General features: G+C 45.8%; 20 protein-coding genes, 1 tRNA gene and 1 pseudogene. 20 read left to right on the top strand and 2 right to left on the bottom strand.

The features are described 5' to 3' along the window. Nucleotides 1-55 precede the first annotated feature (55 nt). The 7 genes and pseudogenes from atpE (at nt 56) to atpC (ending at nt 5,669) form a co-directional block, all read left to right on the top strand. Nucleotides 56-307 carry a F0F1 ATP synthase subunit C gene (gene atpE / locus B6K08_RS10185; protein WP_027397629.1) on the top strand — a complete coding sequence of 84 codons (252 nt, stop codon included), beginning with the start codon at nt 56-58 and terminating at the stop codon, nt 305-307. A gap of 44 nt (nt 308-351) precedes the next feature. Next, nucleotides 352-855, top strand: coding sequence for a F0F1 ATP synthase subunit B (gene atpF / locus B6K08_RS10180; protein ID WP_027397628.1), 504 nt, complete (start codon nt 352-354; stop codon nt 853-855). Continuing rightward, nucleotides 849-1,391 (top strand): ATP synthase F1 subunit delta, encoded by a 543-nt coding sequence (atpH, locus tag B6K08_RS10175; protein WP_027397627.1) that lies wholly within the window; start codon nt 849-851, stop codon nt 1,389-1,391. Before atpF ends, atpH begins: the two co-directional genes overlap by 7 nt. A gap of 22 nt (nt 1,392-1,413) precedes the next feature. Continuing rightward, nucleotides 1,414-2,931: a F0F1 ATP synthase subunit alpha gene (atpA, locus tag B6K08_RS10170; RefSeq protein ID WP_027397626.1), complete on the top strand. Its 1,518-nt coding sequence runs from the start codon at nt 1,414-1,416 to the stop codon at nt 2,929-2,931. A gap of 19 nt (nt 2,932-2,950) precedes the next feature. Then, nucleotides 2,951-3,811: an ATP synthase F1 subunit gamma gene (gene atpG, locus B6K08_RS10165; protein ID WP_080326085.1), complete on the top strand. Its 861-nt coding sequence runs from the start codon at nt 2,951-2,953 to the stop codon at nt 3,809-3,811. A 12-nt stretch (nt 3,812-3,823) separates the two neighbouring features. Beyond that, nucleotides 3,824-5,236 carry a F0F1 ATP synthase subunit beta gene (atpD, locus tag B6K08_RS10160; RefSeq protein WP_080326084.1) on the top strand — a complete coding sequence of 471 codons (1,413 nt, stop codon included), beginning with the start codon at nt 3,824-3,826 and terminating at the stop codon, nt 5,234-5,236. 3 nt (nt 5,237-5,239) lie between these two features. Next, nucleotides 5,240-5,669, top strand: a pseudogene (gene atpC, locus B6K08_RS10155) (ATP synthase F1 subunit epsilon). Nucleotides 5,670-5,899: 230 nt separating this feature from the next. Here atpC and B6K08_RS10150 read toward each other — a convergent pair. Next, nucleotides 5,900-6,238 carry a hypothetical protein gene (locus B6K08_RS10150; RefSeq protein WP_080326083.1) on the bottom strand — a complete coding sequence of 113 codons (339 nt, stop codon included), beginning with the start codon at nt 6,236-6,238 and terminating at the stop codon, nt 5,900-5,902. A 258-nt stretch (nt 6,239-6,496) separates the two neighbouring features. Between B6K08_RS10150 and B6K08_RS10145 the strand changes: the two genes are divergently transcribed. The 11 genes from B6K08_RS10145 (at nt 6,497) to nirJ2 (ending at nt 16,218) form a co-directional block, all read left to right on the top strand. Then, nucleotides 6,497-8,413 (top strand): sigma 54-interacting transcriptional regulator, encoded by a 1,917-nt coding sequence (locus B6K08_RS10145; protein WP_080326082.1) that lies wholly within the window; start codon nt 6,497-6,499, stop codon nt 8,411-8,413. A gap of 21 nt (nt 8,414-8,434) precedes the next feature. Then, on the top strand, nt 8,435-9,085 hold the full coding sequence (trmB, locus tag B6K08_RS10140) for a tRNA (guanosine(46)-N7)-methyltransferase TrmB (protein ID WP_080326081.1): 651 nt from the start codon (nt 8,435-8,437) through the stop codon (nt 9,083-9,085). Further along, nucleotides 9,082-10,296: an FtsW/RodA/SpoVE family cell cycle protein gene (locus B6K08_RS10135; RefSeq protein ID WP_080326080.1), complete on the top strand. Its 1,215-nt coding sequence runs from the start codon at nt 9,082-9,084 to the stop codon at nt 10,294-10,296. Before trmB ends, B6K08_RS10135 begins: the two co-directional genes overlap by 4 nt. A gap of 35 nt (nt 10,297-10,331) precedes the next feature. Then, complete coding sequence (locus tag B6K08_RS10130) at nt 10,332-11,159, top strand: pyridoxamine kinase (protein ID WP_039207179.1); 828 nt, start codon at nt 10,332-10,334, stop codon at nt 11,157-11,159. Nucleotides 11,160-11,181: 22 nt separating this feature from the next. Continuing rightward, entirely contained in the window at nt 11,182-11,844 is a 663-nt protein-coding gene (locus tag B6K08_RS10125) for a TatD family nuclease-associated radical SAM protein (RefSeq protein WP_039207181.1), read from the top strand. A 3-nt stretch (nt 11,845-11,847) separates the two neighbouring features. Beyond that, nucleotides 11,848-12,693, top strand: coding sequence for a selenium-dependent molybdenum cofactor biosynthesis protein YqeB (gene yqeB, locus B6K08_RS10120; RefSeq protein WP_039207184.1), 846 nt, complete (start codon nt 11,848-11,850; stop codon nt 12,691-12,693). An 11-nt stretch (nt 12,694-12,704) separates the two neighbouring features. Further along, on the top strand, nt 12,705-13,064 hold the full coding sequence (locus B6K08_RS10115) for a hypothetical protein (RefSeq protein WP_037330096.1): 360 nt from the start codon (nt 12,705-12,707) through the stop codon (nt 13,062-13,064). 73 nt (nt 13,065-13,137) lie between these two features. Next, nucleotides 13,138-13,215: transfer RNA gene (locus tag B6K08_RS10110), tRNA-Arg, on the top strand. Nucleotides 13,216-13,336: 121 nt separating this feature from the next. Then, nucleotides 13,337-13,987 carry a TetR/AcrR family transcriptional regulator gene (locus B6K08_RS10105; RefSeq protein ID WP_051555522.1) on the top strand — a complete coding sequence of 217 codons (651 nt, stop codon included), beginning with the start codon at nt 13,337-13,339 and terminating at the stop codon, nt 13,985-13,987. Nucleotides 13,988-14,035: 48 nt separating this feature from the next. Continuing rightward, nucleotides 14,036-15,226, top strand: a complete 1,191-nt coding sequence (gene nirJ1, locus B6K08_RS10100; protein ID WP_039207186.1) for a putative heme d1 biosynthesis radical SAM protein NirJ1 — start codon at nt 14,036-14,038, stop codon at nt 15,224-15,226. Beyond that, nucleotides 15,226-16,218, top strand: a complete 993-nt coding sequence (gene nirJ2 / locus B6K08_RS10095; RefSeq protein ID WP_039207187.1) for a putative heme d1 biosynthesis radical SAM protein NirJ2 — start codon at nt 15,226-15,228, stop codon at nt 16,216-16,218. Before nirJ1 ends, nirJ2 begins: the two co-directional genes overlap by 1 nt. Before the next feature lie 137 nt (nt 16,219-16,355). Here the strand turns inward: nirJ2 and B6K08_RS13830 are convergent, their stop codons facing one another. After that, on the bottom strand, nt 16,356-16,535 hold the full coding sequence (locus tag B6K08_RS13830; RefSeq protein ID WP_159446765.1) for a hypothetical protein: 180 nt from the start codon (nt 16,533-16,535) through the stop codon (nt 16,356-16,358). 221 nt (nt 16,536-16,756) lie between these two features. Here B6K08_RS13830 and B6K08_RS10090 point away from each other — a divergent pair, with 221 nt between their 5' ends. Together B6K08_RS10090 and B6K08_RS10085 are read left to right on the top strand one after the other, a co-directional pair. Continuing rightward, a complete protein-coding gene (locus B6K08_RS10090; RefSeq protein WP_234985346.1) occupies nt 16,757-17,596 on the top strand; it encodes an HAD family hydrolase in 840 nt (279 codons plus the stop codon). 54 nt (nt 17,597-17,650) lie between these two features. Further along, a complete protein-coding gene (locus B6K08_RS10085) occupies nt 17,651-18,502 on the top strand; it encodes a PHP domain-containing protein (RefSeq protein WP_080326079.1) in 852 nt (283 codons plus the stop codon). Nucleotides 18,503-18,536 lie beyond the last annotated feature (34 nt).

Raw genomic sequence — 18,536 nt, 5'->3', positions numbered from 1 at the left:
TGTTATCATGACGAAAACAGAAAAAATCGTTATTTATTTTAAGGAGGATTATCTAATGGAACATTCAGTTATGGTAGCGGCAGCTATGATCGGTGTAGGTATTATTATGGGTTTGGCAGCAGTTGGTGCAGCTTTAGGTGATGCACTGGTAACCAGTAAGTTTATTGAGGGCTTGACCCGTCAGCCAGAGGCAAAGAACGCACTCTTCACTAACACCCTGATCTCCGTAGGTCTGATCGAGGCAATGTGTATTATCGCCACCGTTATTGCCCTGATTATTCTCTACGCTAATCCACTCATCAAGTAATTTAACGCTACCGATGAGGCTATTAAGTAGAGGGGGCAATAGAATTGATTGATATTAACGCAACATTAATTGCGCAGATGCTGAACTTCTTGGTTCTTGTTGTTCTTCTCCGTATTTTTGCGTACAAGCCTATTGTTAAGATGTTAAAAGAGCGTGAGGAAAGAATCGCCGGCAGCATTAAGAAGGCTGACGACGATGCTGCAGCTGCTGAAGCTACCCTGAAGCAGTATCAGGAACAGCTGGCAGGTGCCCGTGTAAAGGCTCAGGAGATCATTGACAAGGCAGAAAAGCGCACTCGTGAAGATCATGAGGCCAGCATGCAGACAACAAAAGCTGAAATCGATCAGATGAAGCATGCTGCCCAGCAGGAAATTCAGAGGGAACGCGCTCTGGCAGTTGAAAAGCTCAAGGGACAGGTTGCTGCACTTTCCATTGCCGCAGCTGAGAAAATCGTTTCCAAAAATATTGATGCTGCTGAGAATGAAGCACTTATCAAGGAGTTTATCGACCAGCTCGATAAGGACAAGATTGGTGATTTGCCATGTTAAATATACAGCTTGCCCGTAAATACGGGGTTGCAATCTTTGAGATTGCCAAAGAGGAAAATCAGCTTGAAAAATACGGCAAGGAGCTTGCTCAGGTGAGCCACGACCTTTTTTCACAGGCTGATCTTAAGGGCTTCCTGACCAACCCGCAGGTACAGCCTCAAGCCAAGAAGGACCTTATTACCAAGCTTTTGCAGGGTGAGGTTTCTGACTTGATGTTTAAGTTTTTGCTGCTTCTGGTGGACAAGCGTCGTATTGTGCTGCTGGAAGCCATTAACGAGTGCTATCAGGAAATGTCCAACAAAGCACAGGGCATTGTAATCGCTGATGTAACCAGTGCATTTGATTTGAAGTCAGAACTCAAGGCAAGTCTTGGCAGCAAATTGGAAGAGGTGACCGGCAAAAAGGTACAGCTTCGCATGCACGAGGACAAGGGAATCATTGGCGGCGTAGTTGTAAAAATCGGTGACAGACGCATCGACGGCAGTGTAACCGGTCGTTTGCAGGCACTGAAGGCTGAATTGATGGCAAGTAATTGAGAAAATGGGGTGACAGCGAAGTATGAAAATGAATCCGGAAGAAATAACAGCCATTATCAAGGATCAAATCAAGAACTACAATGTTGATTTGAATGTTGATGATGTAGGCACTGTTATCGAAATCGGTGATGGTATCGCCCACGTACATGGCCTCAGCAAGGCTATGGCCGGTGAGCTACTTGATTTCGGTAACGATATATATGGTCTTGTTCTTAATCTGGAGCAGGACAACGTTGGTGCAGTTATTCTTGGTGGCGATACTGCCATCAAGGAAGGCGATATGGTAAAACGTACCGGCACCATCATGCAGGTTCCTGTAGGCGAAGCCATGGTTGGCCGTGTAGTTGATGCACTGGGTCGCCCTGTTGATGGCAAGGGACCTATCAACACAACTGAATATCGTCCAGTAGAGTATAAGGCTCCTGGTATCGCTGACAGAAAGTCAGTACATGAGCCACTCCAGACTGGTCTGAAGGCAATTGATGCTCTGGTACCAATTGGCCGTGGTCAGCGTGAGCTGATTATCGGTGACCGTGGTACTGGTAAGACTGCTATTGCTGTAGATACTATTCTGAACCAGAAGGGCCAGAACTGTATCTGCGTATATGTGGCAATTGGTCAGAAGGCATCCACCGTTGCCCGTGTAGTTAAGACATTGGAAGATGCCGGTGCTATGGAATACACCATCGTAGTTGTTGCTACAGCTTCTGATAGTGCTCCGCTTCAGTACCTGGCTCCTTACTCCGGCGTAGCTATGGCCGAGTATTTCATGTACAAGGGCGGTCACTGCCTCTGCGTATATGATGACCTTACCAAGCATGCGGCTGCATATCGTGCCATGTCTCTGCTGCTACGTCGTCCACCAGGACGTGAGGCATATCCAGGTGATGTATTCTACTTACATTCCCGTCTGTTGGAGCGTGCTGCCAAGCTCTCCGATAATTTAGGTGCTGGTTCCATTACCGCTCTGCCGATTATCGAGACTCTGGCAGGTGACGTTTCTGCATATATTCCTACCAACGTAATCTCCATCACCGATGGTCAGATTATGCTGGAGACTGATGCGTTCTATTCTGGTATCCGTCCTGCCATCAGCGTAGGTCTGTCTGTATCCCGTGTAGGTGGTAGTGCTCAGATCAAGGCTATGAAACAGGTCGCTGGTACCATGCGTCTGGATCTGGCTCAGTATCGTGAGTTGGCTGCATTCGCACAGTTCGCTTCCGATTTGGATAAGGCTACCAAGGCTCAGTTGGACCGTGGTGCCCGTATGGTTGAGACTTTGAAGCAGGCTCAGTATTCTCCACTGGCTGTAGAGGAACAGGTTGTAGTAATCTTCTCCGCAGTTCGTGGCTTCTTGACCGATATTCCAGTGGACAAGGTAGTTACCTTCCAGGGTGACCTTTTGAAGTTTATGCACAACGAGCATGAGGCTGTTCTTCAGAAGATTGCAGATCAGAAAAAGCTGGATGATGCTTTAGAGGCTGAGATTTCCAAGGCTATTGAGGAATTTAAGGAAACTGTAACCTACAAAATGGCATAAGGCAGCGAGGTGATTTTATTTGGCTAGTTTACAGGACATACGCCGTCGTATCAAGAGCGTAAAGAGTATACAGCAAATCACAAATGCCATGAACATGGTAGCAACCTCCCGCCTTCGTCAGGCTAAAGAGGCTGCTGTTGCCAATAAGCCTTATGCAGATAAAATGGCTCAGGTCGTATCTGATGTTGCCGCCAATGTGACTGACTTCAGTCATCCACTTCTGGAGGTTTATCCGGGAGGAAAGCGCCTTATTCTGGTAATCGCTTCCGATAAGGGACTTGCTGGAGCATATTCCAGTAATGCCATCAAGGAGGCCGTTGCCCAGGTGGCTGATAAGGGCAATACTCAGCTTATAACTGTGGGCCGTAAAGCAAGAGATTATTTTTCCAACCGTAGCTATGATGTTTCCGGTGAATATATTGGCATCAGCGAACGTCCTAAGTTCGAAAATGCCAAGGATATAGCGGAGGATATCATTGAGCGTTTCAAGTCCGGTGAAATTGAGGAAGTGTACATGGTTTATACCAGATTCATTTCTGCAATTAACTGTGTTCCTGAAACTGTTAAGCTGCTTCCTTTTGGCAATCTTGCCACTAAGGAGGGCGAAGAGAAGAAAATTCGTTCAGAATACATCTATGAGCCTAATGCAGCTGAGGTGCTGGGGTATCTTCTGCCACAGTACCTTGTTACCACCATTTATGCGGCGCTTTTACAGGCAGCAGCCAGTGAGCTCAGCTCCCGCATGAATGCCATGAGTAACGCTACGGATAATGCTCAGGAGCTTATCGCAAAACTTGATTTGCACTATAATAAAGTTCGTCAGGCCGGCATAACCCGCGAGATCACAGAGATCGTGGGCGGTGCTGAGGCACTTAAATAAGGGGGTTTACCATTGGCAAAAGGTAAAGTCGTACAGGTAATCGGACCTGTCGTAGATATTGAATTTCCCGCAGGTGAACTGCCAGAGATTCTTAATGCAATTACAATCCAGGGTAAAGCCGGCGACGTGGAAATAGATCTGGTGGTAGAGGTTATGCAGCATTTGGGTGACAGTGTTACCCGTTGTATCGCCATGAGCTCTACTGATGGTCTTACCCGTGGCATGGAAGCTGTAGATACTGGATCTCCTATTAAGGTTCCAGTGGGTGATGCTTGCCTTGGCCGTGTATTTAACGTATTGGGTCAGACAGTTGACAATAATCCGGCACCAGTTGGCAACAAGGAGTTCTGGCCAATTCATCGTCCAGCTCCTAAATTTGATGAGCAGGAAACTGCAACCCAGATTCTGGAGACCGGTATCAAGGTCGTTGACCTTATTGCTCCATATTCCCGCGGTGGTAAAATCGGCTTGTTCGGTGGTGCCGGCGTAGGTAAGACAGTTCTTATCATGGAGCTGATTCATAACATTGCAACCCAGCATGGTGGTTATTCCGTATTTGCTGGTGTAGGTGAGCGTACCCGTGAGGGTAACGATTTGTGGTCTGAGATGACCGAGTCTGGCGTTATTGACAAGACTGCTCTTGTTTATGGCCAGATGAATGAGCCACCTGGAGCCCGTATGCGTGTAGGTCTTACCGGCCTTACCATGGCGGAGTATTTCCGTGATGTTCAGGGTCAGGACGTGCTTCTCTTTATTGATAACATTTTCCGTTTCATTCAGGCTGGTTCTGAGGTATCCGCACTGCTGGGACGTATGCCATCTGCAGTAGGTTATCAGCCAACTCTGACTACGGATATCGGTGCCCTTCAGGAGCGTATTACCTCCACCAACAAGGGTTCCATTACTTCTGTACAGGCTGTATATGTACCAGCCGATGACTTGACAGACCCTGCACCAGCCGGCACCTTTACCCATCTGGATGCAACCACAGTTCTGTCCCGTCAGATTGCTGAGCTGGGTATTTATCCAGCAGTGGACCCACTGGATTCCACTTCCCGTATTCTGGATCCAAATGTTATTGGCTCCGAGCATTACGAGGTTGCCCGTGGCGTTCAGGCAGTTCTCCAGAAGTACAAGGAATTGCAGGATATCATCGCAATTCTTGGTATGGAAGAACTTTCCGATGATGATAAGCTGACAGTAGCCCGTGCCCGTAAGATTCAGAGATTCCTGTCCCAGCCATTTGCTGTAGCAGAAATCTTTACTGGCACACCTGGTAAGTATGTTCCACTTCGTGATACCATCCGTGGTTTCAAGGAGATTTTGGAGGGTAAATATGATGAACTGCCAGAGGCTGCTTTCTATATGGTAGGCGGTATCGAAGAGGTTCTGGAGAAGGCAGAGAAGATGAAAAAGGAGGGATAATCCATGGCTACAATAAAGCTAGAGATTGTATCTCCGGATAAGGTTGTTTATTCTGCTGATATTGATATGCTGATTGTCCGTTCCACTGATGGCGAGCTTGGTATTCTGCCTCATCATGCTCCGCTGGTAACAGGCCTTGTGCCTCATGCCATGCGGGTGAAAATGGAAGGCACCGAGAAGCTGGTGGCGGTAGGCGGTGGCTTTATGGAGGTTCAGCCAGAAAAGATTTCTGTGCTGGCGTCCGTGGCAGAGCTTCCTGAGGACATTGATGCAGATCGTGCCCCGTAAGTCCATGGAACGTGCCAAGCAGCGTATTGAGGCTTATAAGGCCGGTGGCGCAGCTCGGGAGGATATCAATCTCCTTCGTGCTGAGGCTTCACTGCAGCGTGCGTTGGCTCGTCTTAAGGCTCTGGGAACCAAAGGCGAAATTTAATAAAAATGAAAAAAAGACTGGTTTTCGGACCAGTCTTTTTTACATATAAAAAATCGGCTCTCCGAAGAAAGCCGATTTGAATTGACGTTATAACGCCATTGTTCAAATTTTTCTTCTTTAGAAGAAAAATCTTCCAATTAGCGTTTCAACGAGCTGGGAGATATACTCACCAGCTGTTGTAGTTTGTTTTCCCCCACCTAAAGAGGAAGGGGACATCTTAAAGCTCGTTATTATGCAAAATATTGCATGTATACGCTGAGGCCTAAGAGGCCAACGGAAGCAAAGAGTGTGCCCATGCTTACACCAACTAAAATTCTGTGAACCTTGTCGGTGAAGTTGCCGTGACGGTTAATGTAAACAACAACCATACCAATCATAAGGCAGGTGTACATAGCCACGCCGATCTGATCAAGGGTCTGCCAGCCCAAGGCCATAACAAACATGGTAAGGGCAATCATGATGAGAAGAAGTAAATCCCTGGAAGCCTTTGGCTTCATATTGGACTTGCTGTTTGCTCCATCAGCAGATGGGGATAAATTCTTCTGAATTTTCTTATATTGAGTAGACATCTATAAACCACCATTCTCCTTTTTATTCTAATACATTATTGTACAGACAATGAGATTATATCATAATTAACAACTTGAAAAAAGTCACCAAACAAAATATTACAATATATAGGACAGAATTGAGGTTTGATTGTAACTTTTAGGTCGGAAAATTTGCAGAGAAAAATCACTAATGCTAAAATAGGTGTATATGTATAGTTTTAGAATCGTTTTACTTTTGAACTAACTTATTATGATAGATTGGAGAGTGAAAGCTTTATGATTAGGGAACGTCGCAGTCGTGAAAAGCTGGAAGCATATTACCATAGATTTATCGAAACAGGAGAAATAGATCCTAATGTACATCCTTGGGTGGCCAAGTCCTGGGAAAAAAGTGCTGCCTTAAAGGTGCCATCGGATAAAATGTCCACAGCCAAGCACCTTTCTGAGGCTGAGCTGAAGGAGGCTCAAAAGCTCCATGGCCCAGCTATAAAGTATTTGGAGGATATCAGTGGCAATGTTCGGGAATTCTTCCAGAAATACAATATCAGTCTGCTTATATTGGATGCAAACTGTACCGTGTTAAAGAGTTATTCAATGCCATTTTATCAGATGACCCCAGGTGAAATTGAGGGGGTTCGGGTGGGCATTGAGGAGGTTGGCACTTCCTCCATTAGTATTGCTTATGAACACAGGGCACCATTTTGGCTCTTTGGCCCTGAGATGTGGGCAGCAGAATGCCAGCAAAGCGATGCCTGCTCAGCACCTATAATTGTGGATAATGAGCTGCAGTATATCATTTCTTTGGTGGCGGTGGAACAGACTGATATGCCTCAGGATGCTATTATTGCCATGCTTCTTACCATTAAAGAATCCTTGGAGGTTTATCTCCATCAGTTTACCCGCATCAAGGCCCAGGAGGCTATATTGGATGCAACTCCTTTCGCGGTATATCATGTTATGGCGGGAGATGAGGTGGCCTATGCCAATAAGCTGGGCATGAGCCGTCTTATGGGTATTGGCGCCCAGCCTCAGGATAATAATGAGGTGAAGACAAACCTTAACGAGGTTATAATGAATTACCGCCACACCCCTATATATCGCGGATTTAAAGGTGTGCCTTCCTACAATAAAGAGGTTACCTGGATTACTCAGGCCAAGACCTACGAGGATATTACCACCGTAGTGCCTTTGGATTACAATGGAGATGAAACTGTTCACAGTGTAGTAGCAGTGTCCATGCCTATTGAGGATTTGCGTACTTTGGTGGCTCATGCGGCAGGCTTTACAGCAAAATACAGTCTGAATTCCTTGGTAAGTGCCGGCACCAACTTTAGCTCCATTAAGGATAAGGCTTTGCGCATCGCCAGAAATAAGCATCACATGTTGATTCAGGGTGAAGCGGGAACAGGAAAGCAGCGTATGGCCCATGGTATTCATCAGGCCAGCCCTCGGGCAGCAGGACCACTCATTACCATTCATTGTGGTGATACAACTCCGGAAATTCTGGAACAGGAGCTCTTTGGTGTAGCCCTTAATTCGGAAATCAGCCATCCTGGTAAATTGGAGCTGGCTTCCGGTGGTACTCTCTTTATTGATGAAATAGAGAAAATGCCTAAAAATATTGCCATAGAGCTGGCAGCAGCCCTCAATACCTCTCAGTCCAACCGTGTAGGTGAGGATGTGGACCGCTCTATCGATGTGCGCATTGTGGGGGCATGTGACAGCGATTTGAAGCGTCTTACTGAAAGAGGCTTGTTTGCAAGAGAATTATATGATATCATTTCGAGAAGTGTGATTCGTATACCGTCCCTGAGAAACCGTCGGGAGGATATACGGGATTTGGCAGTTCATATTGTAAATGAGCTGGCCAGTCAGCATCAGATGCCGCAAAAGACCATTGCGGAGGAAACTGTGAATATCCTTACCAATTATGATTGGCCGGGGAATATCAAGCAGCTTCAGGGGGTGCTGGAGGTGGCCTTCTTCAAGACCACAGATGGTGTTATCAGACCTGAGGACATTAACCTTATGGGTGATGTGAAGCCTGATAATAAGTGGAAGGAAGACAAGGATATTTTCGTAAAGGCGTGGAAGGCCGCGGGGGGCAATGTATCCCGTATGGCAAATCTCCTTCACGTAAGCCGTGTTACCCTGTACCGCTATCTAAAAAAGTATGGCTTTGAGAAAAAGTAATTTTGAATAGGAGCGATAAGTTTGCGTTTACGTAGAAAGCCTTGGGTTGACCAGGCTATTCATGATTTTGATGATTTTGTGTTCCCTAAGGATAATCCAGCCTCTGAGGAGCAGAAGGGGAAATGGCATGAGGTATTTGGTCGCCAGGCCAACCTTCATGTGGAGCTGGGTACCGGCAAGGGAGACTTTATAAGTCAGATGGCTCTCCGTCATCCTGATATAAATTTCATTGGCATTGAGGCACAGCAGGATGTGCTTTACATGGCTGCAAAAAAAATTCGGGAGCTGGGTATTACCAATGTGAAGCTCCTGGTATTTGATATTAATAATATTGAGACGATTTTTTCTGAAGGCGAGGTAGATCAGTTCTACATCAATTTCTGTGATCCTTGGCCAAAGGCAAGACATGCCAAGCGCCGCCTTACCCATGTGGGCTTTTTGAAGCGCTATTCCAAGCTGCTTAAGCACCCGGGGAAGCTGGTGTTTAAGACGGATAATCGCCCCCTCTTTGATTTCTCACTGGAGCAGTTTGAGGAGGCCGGCCTTCAGGTGGATGATGTGTCCTTTGACCTTCATGCGGAAAATAGACCAGATAATATTATGACTGAGTATGAGCGTAAATTTAGTGGATTTGGTGAAAAAATTAATCGTTGTGAGGTAACCTTCCCTTGAGTAAAGTAGAGCCACTGACACCGCGCAGACAGGGCGTCAAATTATGGAAAAACAACCATGAAGCCATTATGACTCTGGTGATAATATTGCTTATTGCAGGACTTTTTAATGTGTTCAGTTCAACCTTTGTTATGGCTGAAAGGGACTATGGGAGTCCTTATGCATTTTTGCTAAGGCACGCTGTCAGCATGATTTTGGGGCTGCTTTTATGCTATGTGGGAGCCAGGGTGGATTATCACAAATGGCGTTCTTTGATAATGCCAGTAACCGTTATATTGATGGCTTGCCTTTTAGTGGTGCTGCTCTTTACGGATCCTGTTAATGGTGCCCGCCGCTGGATTCCCCTCCCGGGCTTTTCCTTCCAGCCTGCGGAATTTGCCAAGCTGGTAAGTATTATGCTGGCTGGTTATTATATTTCCTTTAGAAATGGACAGGGCAAGGAAGTAAATCTCTTCAATCGGCAGCTGGGGGTGGTGGGAGCCATGGCCCTGCTGGTTTATGTTGAGCCGGATATGGGTACTGCCTGTATTGTTATGGGTATCCCTATATTGATGCTTGTGGTGGGGGGCCTGCATTTCAGCAAGCTAAAATGGTTGCTTTTGGGTGGACTGATATTGGTGGGCTTTATGATTTACATGCAGCCATACCGATTGGAGCGCCTGATGGTTACCTATGATCCATGGCCCTATGCCCAGGATCAGGGTTATCAGACGGTAAGGTCTCTGATGTCCATTGGTTCCGGAGGCCTTTTTGGTATGGGCATTGGTCAGGGGCTCAGTAAATATGATTATTTGCCGGAGGCCCATACGGACTTTGCCTTTGCGGTGTTTAGCCAGGAAATGGGCTTTTTTGTGGTTTTGGCTATTTTGATAGTATATATGCTGTTTTGTCGTTATGCGGCAGCTATTGCCATGCAGGCCCAGGATATGTATGGTCAGATGCTGGCTGTAGGGGTATTGCTCCTCATTGGAGGGCAGGCTGTGGCCAATCTCATTATGGTTAGTGGCATGATTCCGGTTGTTGGTGTACCATTGCCATTTATCAGTTATGGTGGTACATCTTTGGTTATGTCCCTTTTTGCCATAGGAATTCTGGTTAACATCAGCAGACAGACAACCATGATAAAGGAAAAGGAGCTTATTCGGGAGGCCCTGAGAAGGGAGCCTAAGCTGATAAGACGAACTGGGCCGCACCTCAGACGAGTGAAATAATTTTTGTATGACAGATGATAGAAGGTAGATGTTGCATGAAAAGGCAGAAGCGTATTGCGTTGGTTAATGATATTACGGGCTTTGGCAGATGTTCCGTTACCGTGGAGCTGCCACTGATTTCCGCCATGAAGATTCAGGCCTGTCCGTTGCCCACGGCTATATTATCTGTACATACTGGCTTCGAAAATCCCTTTATTGATGATTATACCCAGCGCATGACTCCTTATATGGATAGCTGGGCTCAGCATAAAATTGAATTCGATGGTATCTGCACTGGCTTTTTGGGAAGTCTGGATCAGATTAATCTGGTGGAGGATTTTATCCATCGTTTCAAGGGTGATAATACCCAGGTTATGGTGGACCCGGTAATGGGGGACTATGGACGGCTTTATTCATCATACACTCCTGAGATGTGCCGGGAAATGCGCCGGCTTTTAAAATGGGCCGATTTGGTAACTCCTAATCTCACAGAGGCCTGTCAGCTGCTGGATGTAGAATATCCGGAAAATGGCAGAATCTGTGAGGATGAACTGGCCAAAATGGCCAAGGCCCTTTCTGACCGTGGTCCTAAGCAGGTAGTAATCACAGGACTAAGTGATGATACCCATATAAAGAACTATCTTTTTGAAAAGGATGGTCTTCAGGGCATTATAAAGAAGGACAAGGTGGGGGATGATCGCTCCGGCACCGGCGATGCCTTTGCCGCCATTGTGGCGGGAAGTCTTGTGAATGGGGAATCTTTGGAGGAAGCGGTAATAAAGGCTGCTGATTTTATTAATAAGGTTCTGGAATACACCTGTGAGCTGGATTTGCCATGGAATTATGGATTGGCTTTTGAAGAATTTTTGACTGAGCTAAAATAAGTGTGATATACGGGGTGGCAGTATGATAGTTTATGCAACTCATGCCGGCGGCAGATATTTGCAAGTGGCCGACAGTTTAAAGGAACAGCCAGAGGGCAAGCGGGGAATATATATAAATCTCACAAATAAATGTAATTGTGCCTGTACCTTTTGTCTGCGGAATATGAAGGAAATGGCAGAGCAGAGCTCTCTTTGGCTAAAGGAAGAGCCTTCTGTCCCTGAGGTTAAGTCGCTTCTGGATGAGCTGCCTTGGGATATGGTATCGGAAATTGTTTTCTGCGGCTTTGGTGAGCCCACCTGCCGAATTGATGCAGTGGTGGAGCTTTTAAAGTATGTTAAGGACACACATCCTGAAGTTAAAACCCGTCTTAATACCAACGGCCTTTCTGATTTGATGTATGGGCGCAGCACAGCCGGTGATTTTGCCGGGGGAATTTTGGATACGGTTTCTATCAGCCTGAATGCTTCCAATAAGGAACGTTACTTGGAGCTGACCCGTGCCAAGTATGGTATTGAGTCCTTTGATGCCATGCTGAAATTTGCTGTGGACTGCAAGGAATATGTGCCCAATGTGGTAATGACCGTGGTGGAAAAGGTGGAAAATCAGCAGGAAATTGATCTTTGCCAGAAGATTTGTGATGACCGGGGGCTGAAGCTTCGGGTTCGTATATATGAGGACAGCTAAGAAATGAAACAACTTATTATGATTAGGGGTGGCGGTGAGCTGGCCACAGGCATTGCTCATCGACTGTATAACTGTGGCTATAAGGTGCTGATGCTGGAGCAGCAGTATCCTTCGGCCATTCGTAGAAATATTGTATTTTCTGAGGCCATTTATGACGGTGAGACCACCGTGGAAAGGGTTACCTGTTATAAAGCTGACGACGCCAAGGAGGCCAGCAAAATGCTTAAAGAGGGCAAGCTGGTTATCATGGTGGACCCGGGGTTGGAATCCCTGAAGGTGTTTAAGCCAAAGGTACTGGTAGATGCTATTTATGCTAAGCGCAATCTTGGCACCAATAAGGATATGGCCCCGTTGACTATTGGTATTGGTCCTGGATTTGTGGCAGGTCAGGATGTGACCTGTGTTATTGAAACTGCCAGAGGACACAATCTGGGGCGTATTCTTCACGATGGTATTGCACTGCCGGAGAAGGATATAGCTGAGGCCAGGGCTATTATGAGGGCATCCCACTCTATTAATTCTCCATGCGACGGTTATCTGGAGGCAGGCCATCCTACAGCTTATATTATCGATAAGGATGAGCTTATTGGCCGCCTTCATGTGGATGGTGGTCATGTATTGGAGATAAGAACCCCTATTGCCGGTGTACTCAGAGGTATGCTTCACGATAATTGCCCTGTGCGTACTGGACTTAAAATTGCGGAGATTGATCCCAGCACCAAGCCGGCCAACTGTATGAGTATTTCAGCCAAGACAAGATGTGTATCTGGTTCTGTCCTGGAGGTAATAGTGGGATGGGAGCATACCCATGTGAAGAAGTCACGGTTGTTACCATGGAAGAATAAATAGAGGATGATAAAATGGCTTATATTGTAACTAAGCTGCTGACCACCGAAAAGAGTACAGAATTCTTTTTGATAGGCAGTTTTTCGGACATGAAACAGGCAGCGGCTGCTGCAACGGATGAATACAAGGAGTACAACAAGCAGGCCTCCTTTATGAATCTGGAAATGATTAATGAATGGCTCAGTACCCGTGGCGAATATTCCTTCCGTAAGGATAGGAACAACCGCCTTCAGCTGGACATCAGTATAGCTGAGGAAAATCAGATCATTCAAAAGGATCATCAGCGTATTTTCACCTGTACCGATGCGGATTCGGAGTTCGTAAAGCTCAGTGGAGCCTTGGTTTCTGATGGTGAGAAAAAGGCTGAGATTTAAAAACTCAAAAAATATTTGACAAATATCATATATTGAGGTAATATATTCATGTTGGTTATTTAAGACCGACCATGACTCAGTAGCTCAGCTGGATTAGAGTACTTGACTACGAATCAAGGGGTCGGGGGTTCGAGTCCCTCCTGGGTCACCATTGCATATTAAGCGCAGAGCATTAGCTTTGCGCTTTTATTTTGTGCTGTTTTGTGTTATACTTAGAAAGCTGTTAAAAAGTGAATTGGATTCATTAATTGTGAATCTAAGGAGGTAATGTAATGGCAGGACATCCAGAGTCATTAGATAATACAGAGATGCAGGAAAATCGTGGCGAAAAGCTGGGCCGTCGTGAGCAGAAAAAGATTAAGGCCCGTAATGATATATTAAATGCAGCGGTGATTCAATTTAGTGAAAGGGGCTTTCAGGCCACCTCCATTGCAGACATTATGAATGCGGCGGATATGGGACTGGGAACCTTTTATAACTATTTTAATTCCAAGGAGGATATTCTCATTAGTCTGCTGAACCGCTTTGCAGGTACTATGTCCGAGGAGCTCCATGGATTGATGAAGACCAGTCCTGGCTATAAGGTAATTCTTAAGGAAATGGTAATGCTTACGGCAAGGCTGGTGGGAGAGAACAGATATCTTTTGCCTTTGCTTTTTACCGGGGCCATGACTCAGTCAAATCCACGGGGTGGGCACAAGATTGATATGCCGGCACCGGAATTTATGGGAAAGTTTCTTGATCTTCTGAAGGCCGGGCAGGCCAGTGGGGAGTTCAGAAATGATATTTCTCCGGAAATTATGGCGGAAATGTTTCACTCCATGTTTCAGGCGGCGGCCTTTAGTCATATACCAGTAACATTTGAGAAGAACATTGAAATGAAGCTGACCTTGCTTTTGGCGGGAATCTGCAGTAAAGAATAATATTGTGTGTGATTATTTTATATAGGGTTATATTTAGGTGATTTTAAGATGATTAGTGTTACAAAGCTGTTGTTTAAGAGAGAGTATTATGGGGATTCTTTAAGATATACAAAGAGTGCCCATGCTCAGAAAAATGGTGCCGGTGAGGGCATGGGGCCTGTTGTAGTGTGGAATTCCACCAAGACCTGCAATTTAAAATGCCGTCATTGTTACATGAGCTCCGACAACAAGAAGTATCAGAATGAGCTTACCACTGAGGAGGCCAAGAACTTTATCGATGATTTGGCTGACTTCAAGGTGCCTGTGCTGCTTTTCTCAGGTGGGGAGCCATTGATTCGCCCTGATTTTTTTGAGTTGGCAGAATATGCCCAGAAGAAGGGAGTTCGCCCTACCCTCTCCACCAACGGTACCATTATAACCCGTGAGGTGGCCCAGCGTATTAAGGATATTGGCGTGGGATATGTGGGGATTTCCCTGGATGGTTTAAAGGATGTAAATGACAAGTTCCGGGGCGTTGACGGCGCTTATGAGAAGGCCATGCAGGGCATTCAGAACTGCGTGGCTGTAGGCCAACGTGTAGGCCTTCGCTTTACCATTAATCATCATAATATTCAGGAGCTGGATAATATTTTCGACTTTATTGAGCGTGAAAATATTAACCGTGTATGCTTCTATCATCTTGTTTATTCCGGCCGTGGCAATGCCATGATGGATGAGGATGTTACTCCTGAGGAATCCCGTCGGGCTATGGATATTATTATCCGTCGTACCAAGGATTTTGAGGAGAGGGGACTTGAGAAGGAAATTCTCACTGTAGATAACCACTGTGATGGCGTTTACATGTACTTAAAGGCGTTGTCCGCAGGAGATGATAAGCTGGCCACTCAGATAAAGGAATTTATTTCCATGAACGGTGGTAACCGCTCTGGCATTGCCTTTGGCGAGGTGGATCCATTCGGCTATGTTCATCCTGATCAGTTTACCCAGCATCACACCTTTGGCAATGTTCGGGATAAGAAGTTCAGTGAAATTTGGACCGACACCAGTCATCCGATAATGGCAGGTCTGAAGGATAGGAAGCATCTCTTAAAGGGGCGTTGCAGCAAGTGTAAATTCCTTGAGAACTGCAATGGCAATTTCAGAACCCGTGCAGAGGCCCGTACCGGGGATTTTTGGGAGTCTGATCCTGCCTGCTATCTTACTGATGAAGAAATTGGCCTTGCCGGAGGTAATAAATAATGATAGTTTCTTGGAACGTAACAAATGCCTGCAATATGTTTTGTGACCACTGCTACCGCGAGGCGGGCTGCAAGGCGGAGGAGGAGCTTTCCACTGAGGAGGCCAAGACCTTGCTGGAGCAGATTGCCAGAGCAGGCTTTAAGATAATGATATTTTCCGGCGGTGAGCCTCTTATCCGCCCAGATATTTTAGAGCTGGTTTCTTATGCTACCTCTCTTGGACTTCGCAGTGTATTTGGTACCAATGGTACTCTGATTACTCTGGAAATGGCCCAGAAGCTAAAGGCTGCAGGCGCTATGGGCATGGGAATTTCCCTTGATTCCATGGATAAGAAGAAGCACAATGAGTTCCGTAAGTTTGATGGGGCCTGGGAAGGTGCTGTTCGGGGTATGAGAAACTGCCGCGCTGTGGGCCTGCCATTCCAGATTCATACCACTGTAATGGACTGGAATAACCATGAGCTGGAGGCAATTACGGATTTCGCTGTGGCAGAGGGGGCTGTGGCCCACCATTTCTTCTTCCTTGTGCCAGCGGGCCGGGCCAAGACAATTGAGGCTGAGTCCCTGCGGGCAGAGCAGTATGAGGAAACCCTTACCCGTATCATGAAAAAGCAAACTGAGGTGGATATTGAATTGAAGCCTACCTGTGCCCCACAGTTTATGCGCATTGCCGCTCAGATGGGAATAAAGACCCGCTTCCGTCGGGGATGTCTGGCAGGTACTGCATATTGTATTATCAGCCCACGGGGTAAGGTTCAGCCATGTGCATACCTTAACATGGAGCTGGGGGATGTACGGGAGACTCCATTTGATGAGATTTGGAAGAATAATGAGGTGCTGAATACCTTGCGTACCCTTGAATATAAGGGGGGCTGTGGTGAATGTGAGTTCAAGAGAGCCTGCGGTGGTTGCCGGGCAAGGGCAGCATATTACCATGACGGGGACTATATGGCAGAGGAGCCATGGTGTCTGTATCATGGACGTAAAGGGTAAAAAGAAAACTAATCATTTTTATCAAGTATTACAATATCATAGAAACGGGGCAGAAGCAGATTGTTTTTCACACGGTCACGCTGCTAAAACTTTTTCTTGCTCTATTAAATAGCGAAAAAAGTCGAAACTCGCTACGCTCAGACATCGACTTTTTCCACTAAGACGTAGTATACCAAGAAAAAGCTTTCTTCACGCAGCGATGCCGTACGTTCAAGACCATCTACCTCTGCCCCTTTTAGAAATTCCGCTAATAAAAGGGCAGAGGCTGTTGACTGAAGCATTAGGGCGAAGGGCGTTAATGAACTCTTTTTTGCCATACTGGAATTAGCAGGAAAAATCAATTGTCTGAGCGAGTCCTGAAAGGACGACGCGAGTTTTGATTTTTCATGCTATGTACTTAATAGGCAAAAAAAGTTCTAGCCCTGAGGCCCGAGCTGAAGTCAACAGTTTCTGACCTTTTTATAAAAAATGGCAGGAGCTAGTGGCTGTAAAATGTTTTTCTATTTTTTAGAAGAAAAAAATTAACAATTGCGTTATAATGGAATGTAATATTGATATATGCTTGAAAACTGGTGATTTTATGATAAAGATTATTTTTTCGGATATGGATGGGACACTGTTAGATGAAAATGGGGAGCTGCCCGAGGAATTTCCGGAGGTTATGGCAGAGCTGAAGAAGCGTGGCGTTATCTTTGCCCCTTCCAGCGGCCGCCAGTATTTTGCCCTTTTGGAGCAAATGGGGGAATACAAAAACGAGTTTATGTTTCTGGCGGAAAATGGTGCCTTTAACATATACAAGGAAAATGAGATTTGTTCCTCAGTCCTTGATATGGATTTGGTACATCGTGTAATCGCCGAAGCGGATAAGCATCATTTCTTTGCCATTCTTTGCGGCAAGAAAAATGCTTATGTGAGAAAGGAATGGGAGCCATATATCCATGAGGCCCGCCGTTTCTTTACCCACAGTATTTTTGTAGACAGCTTTGATGATGTGGATGATGAATTTGTCAAAATTGCCTTTGCAGATTGTGAGGGACTTGATGCAGAGCACAATCTTATGCCGGTATTAACACAGTTTGAGCCGGAGCAGCAGGTGTCACTTAGCAGCAACTACTGGGTGGATATACTCAACCCGGGCATCAACAAGGGCTGGGCCATAAAACACATTCAGGAAAGATTCGGTTTTAAGCCTGAGGAATGCGCCGCCTTTGGCGACTACATGAATGATTATGAAATGATGCAGTCGGTACATTACAGCTATGCCATGGAAAATGCCTATCCTGAGCTGAAAAAGGTGGCAAGGTTTACTACCAAGAGTAATGTAGAACACGGCGTTATATATCAGATAAAGGAATTTATTAAGCAGGGTTTGATTTAGGAGAGTTTAGATAAATAGATATTTGGGTATTTTAGTGGTAGAGGAGAAACGTGTATGAAATTTGACTATCATATGCATTTTGAAAAAGGCGATTATGATGTTGACTGGGCCAAGGGTTTTTTTGAGGCAGCAGCCGAAAGGGGCTTGGATGAAATCGGCATCTCCGAGCACAGCCACACCTTTCCGGAGTTTAAGCAGTTGTATTATGATGATTTGATTTTGGATGATTCCTTTGTGGGAAAATTCCAGCAGCAGTGGCTGAAGTCCAATAAGTTCAAGCACACCTTGGATGACTATTTTGAATTCATGGAAAAGCTAAAGTCTGCCGGTTATAATGCCAAGACTGGAATTGAGGTGTGCAATTTCCGGAATCAGGAGCAGGTGGCAGAGATTTTAAAGGAGTACGATTTTGATTACATTATCGGTTCTATTCACTTTATCCGTGGCTGGGCCTATGATTCTGAGGAAATTATGGCGGAATGGAACCATCACACTTTGGATGATATTTACGAGGCTTATACCCAGGAAATTGAGCACATGGTGACCAGTGGCCTTTATGATGTGCTGGGACATCCATATAATATCCGTCTTTACCGCATGATTCCTTACTTTGATGCCACTCCATATCTGGAAAGGGCAGTGGCGGCATTAAAGAAGGCCAATATGTGCGTTGATGTAAATACTGGTACAGTGTACCGGTATCCGATTGCGGAAATAACCCCGTACTACAAGTTTATGAAGCTGGCCGCCAAGGCTGATTTGCCAATAATAACCAGCTCCGATGCCCACAAGCCAGAGGACTGCGGCAGCTACATAGACGAAGCCATTGACTATGTAAAACGCTATGGATATACCCAGGGAGTAACCTTTGATAAGCGCAAGCGGACACTGGTTGATTTGGGATAAAATTAAAAAGCTGTTGCACATGGAGAGCATATCG

The organism is Anaerovibrio lipolyticus DSM 3074, assembly GCF_900141865.1.
GTDB lineage: Bacteria > Bacillota > Negativicutes > Selenomonadales > Selenomonadaceae > Anaerovibrio > Anaerovibrio lipolyticus.
Note: the sequence above shows the minus strand (reverse complement) of the source record. Positions and strands in the feature narration are given on the sequence as shown.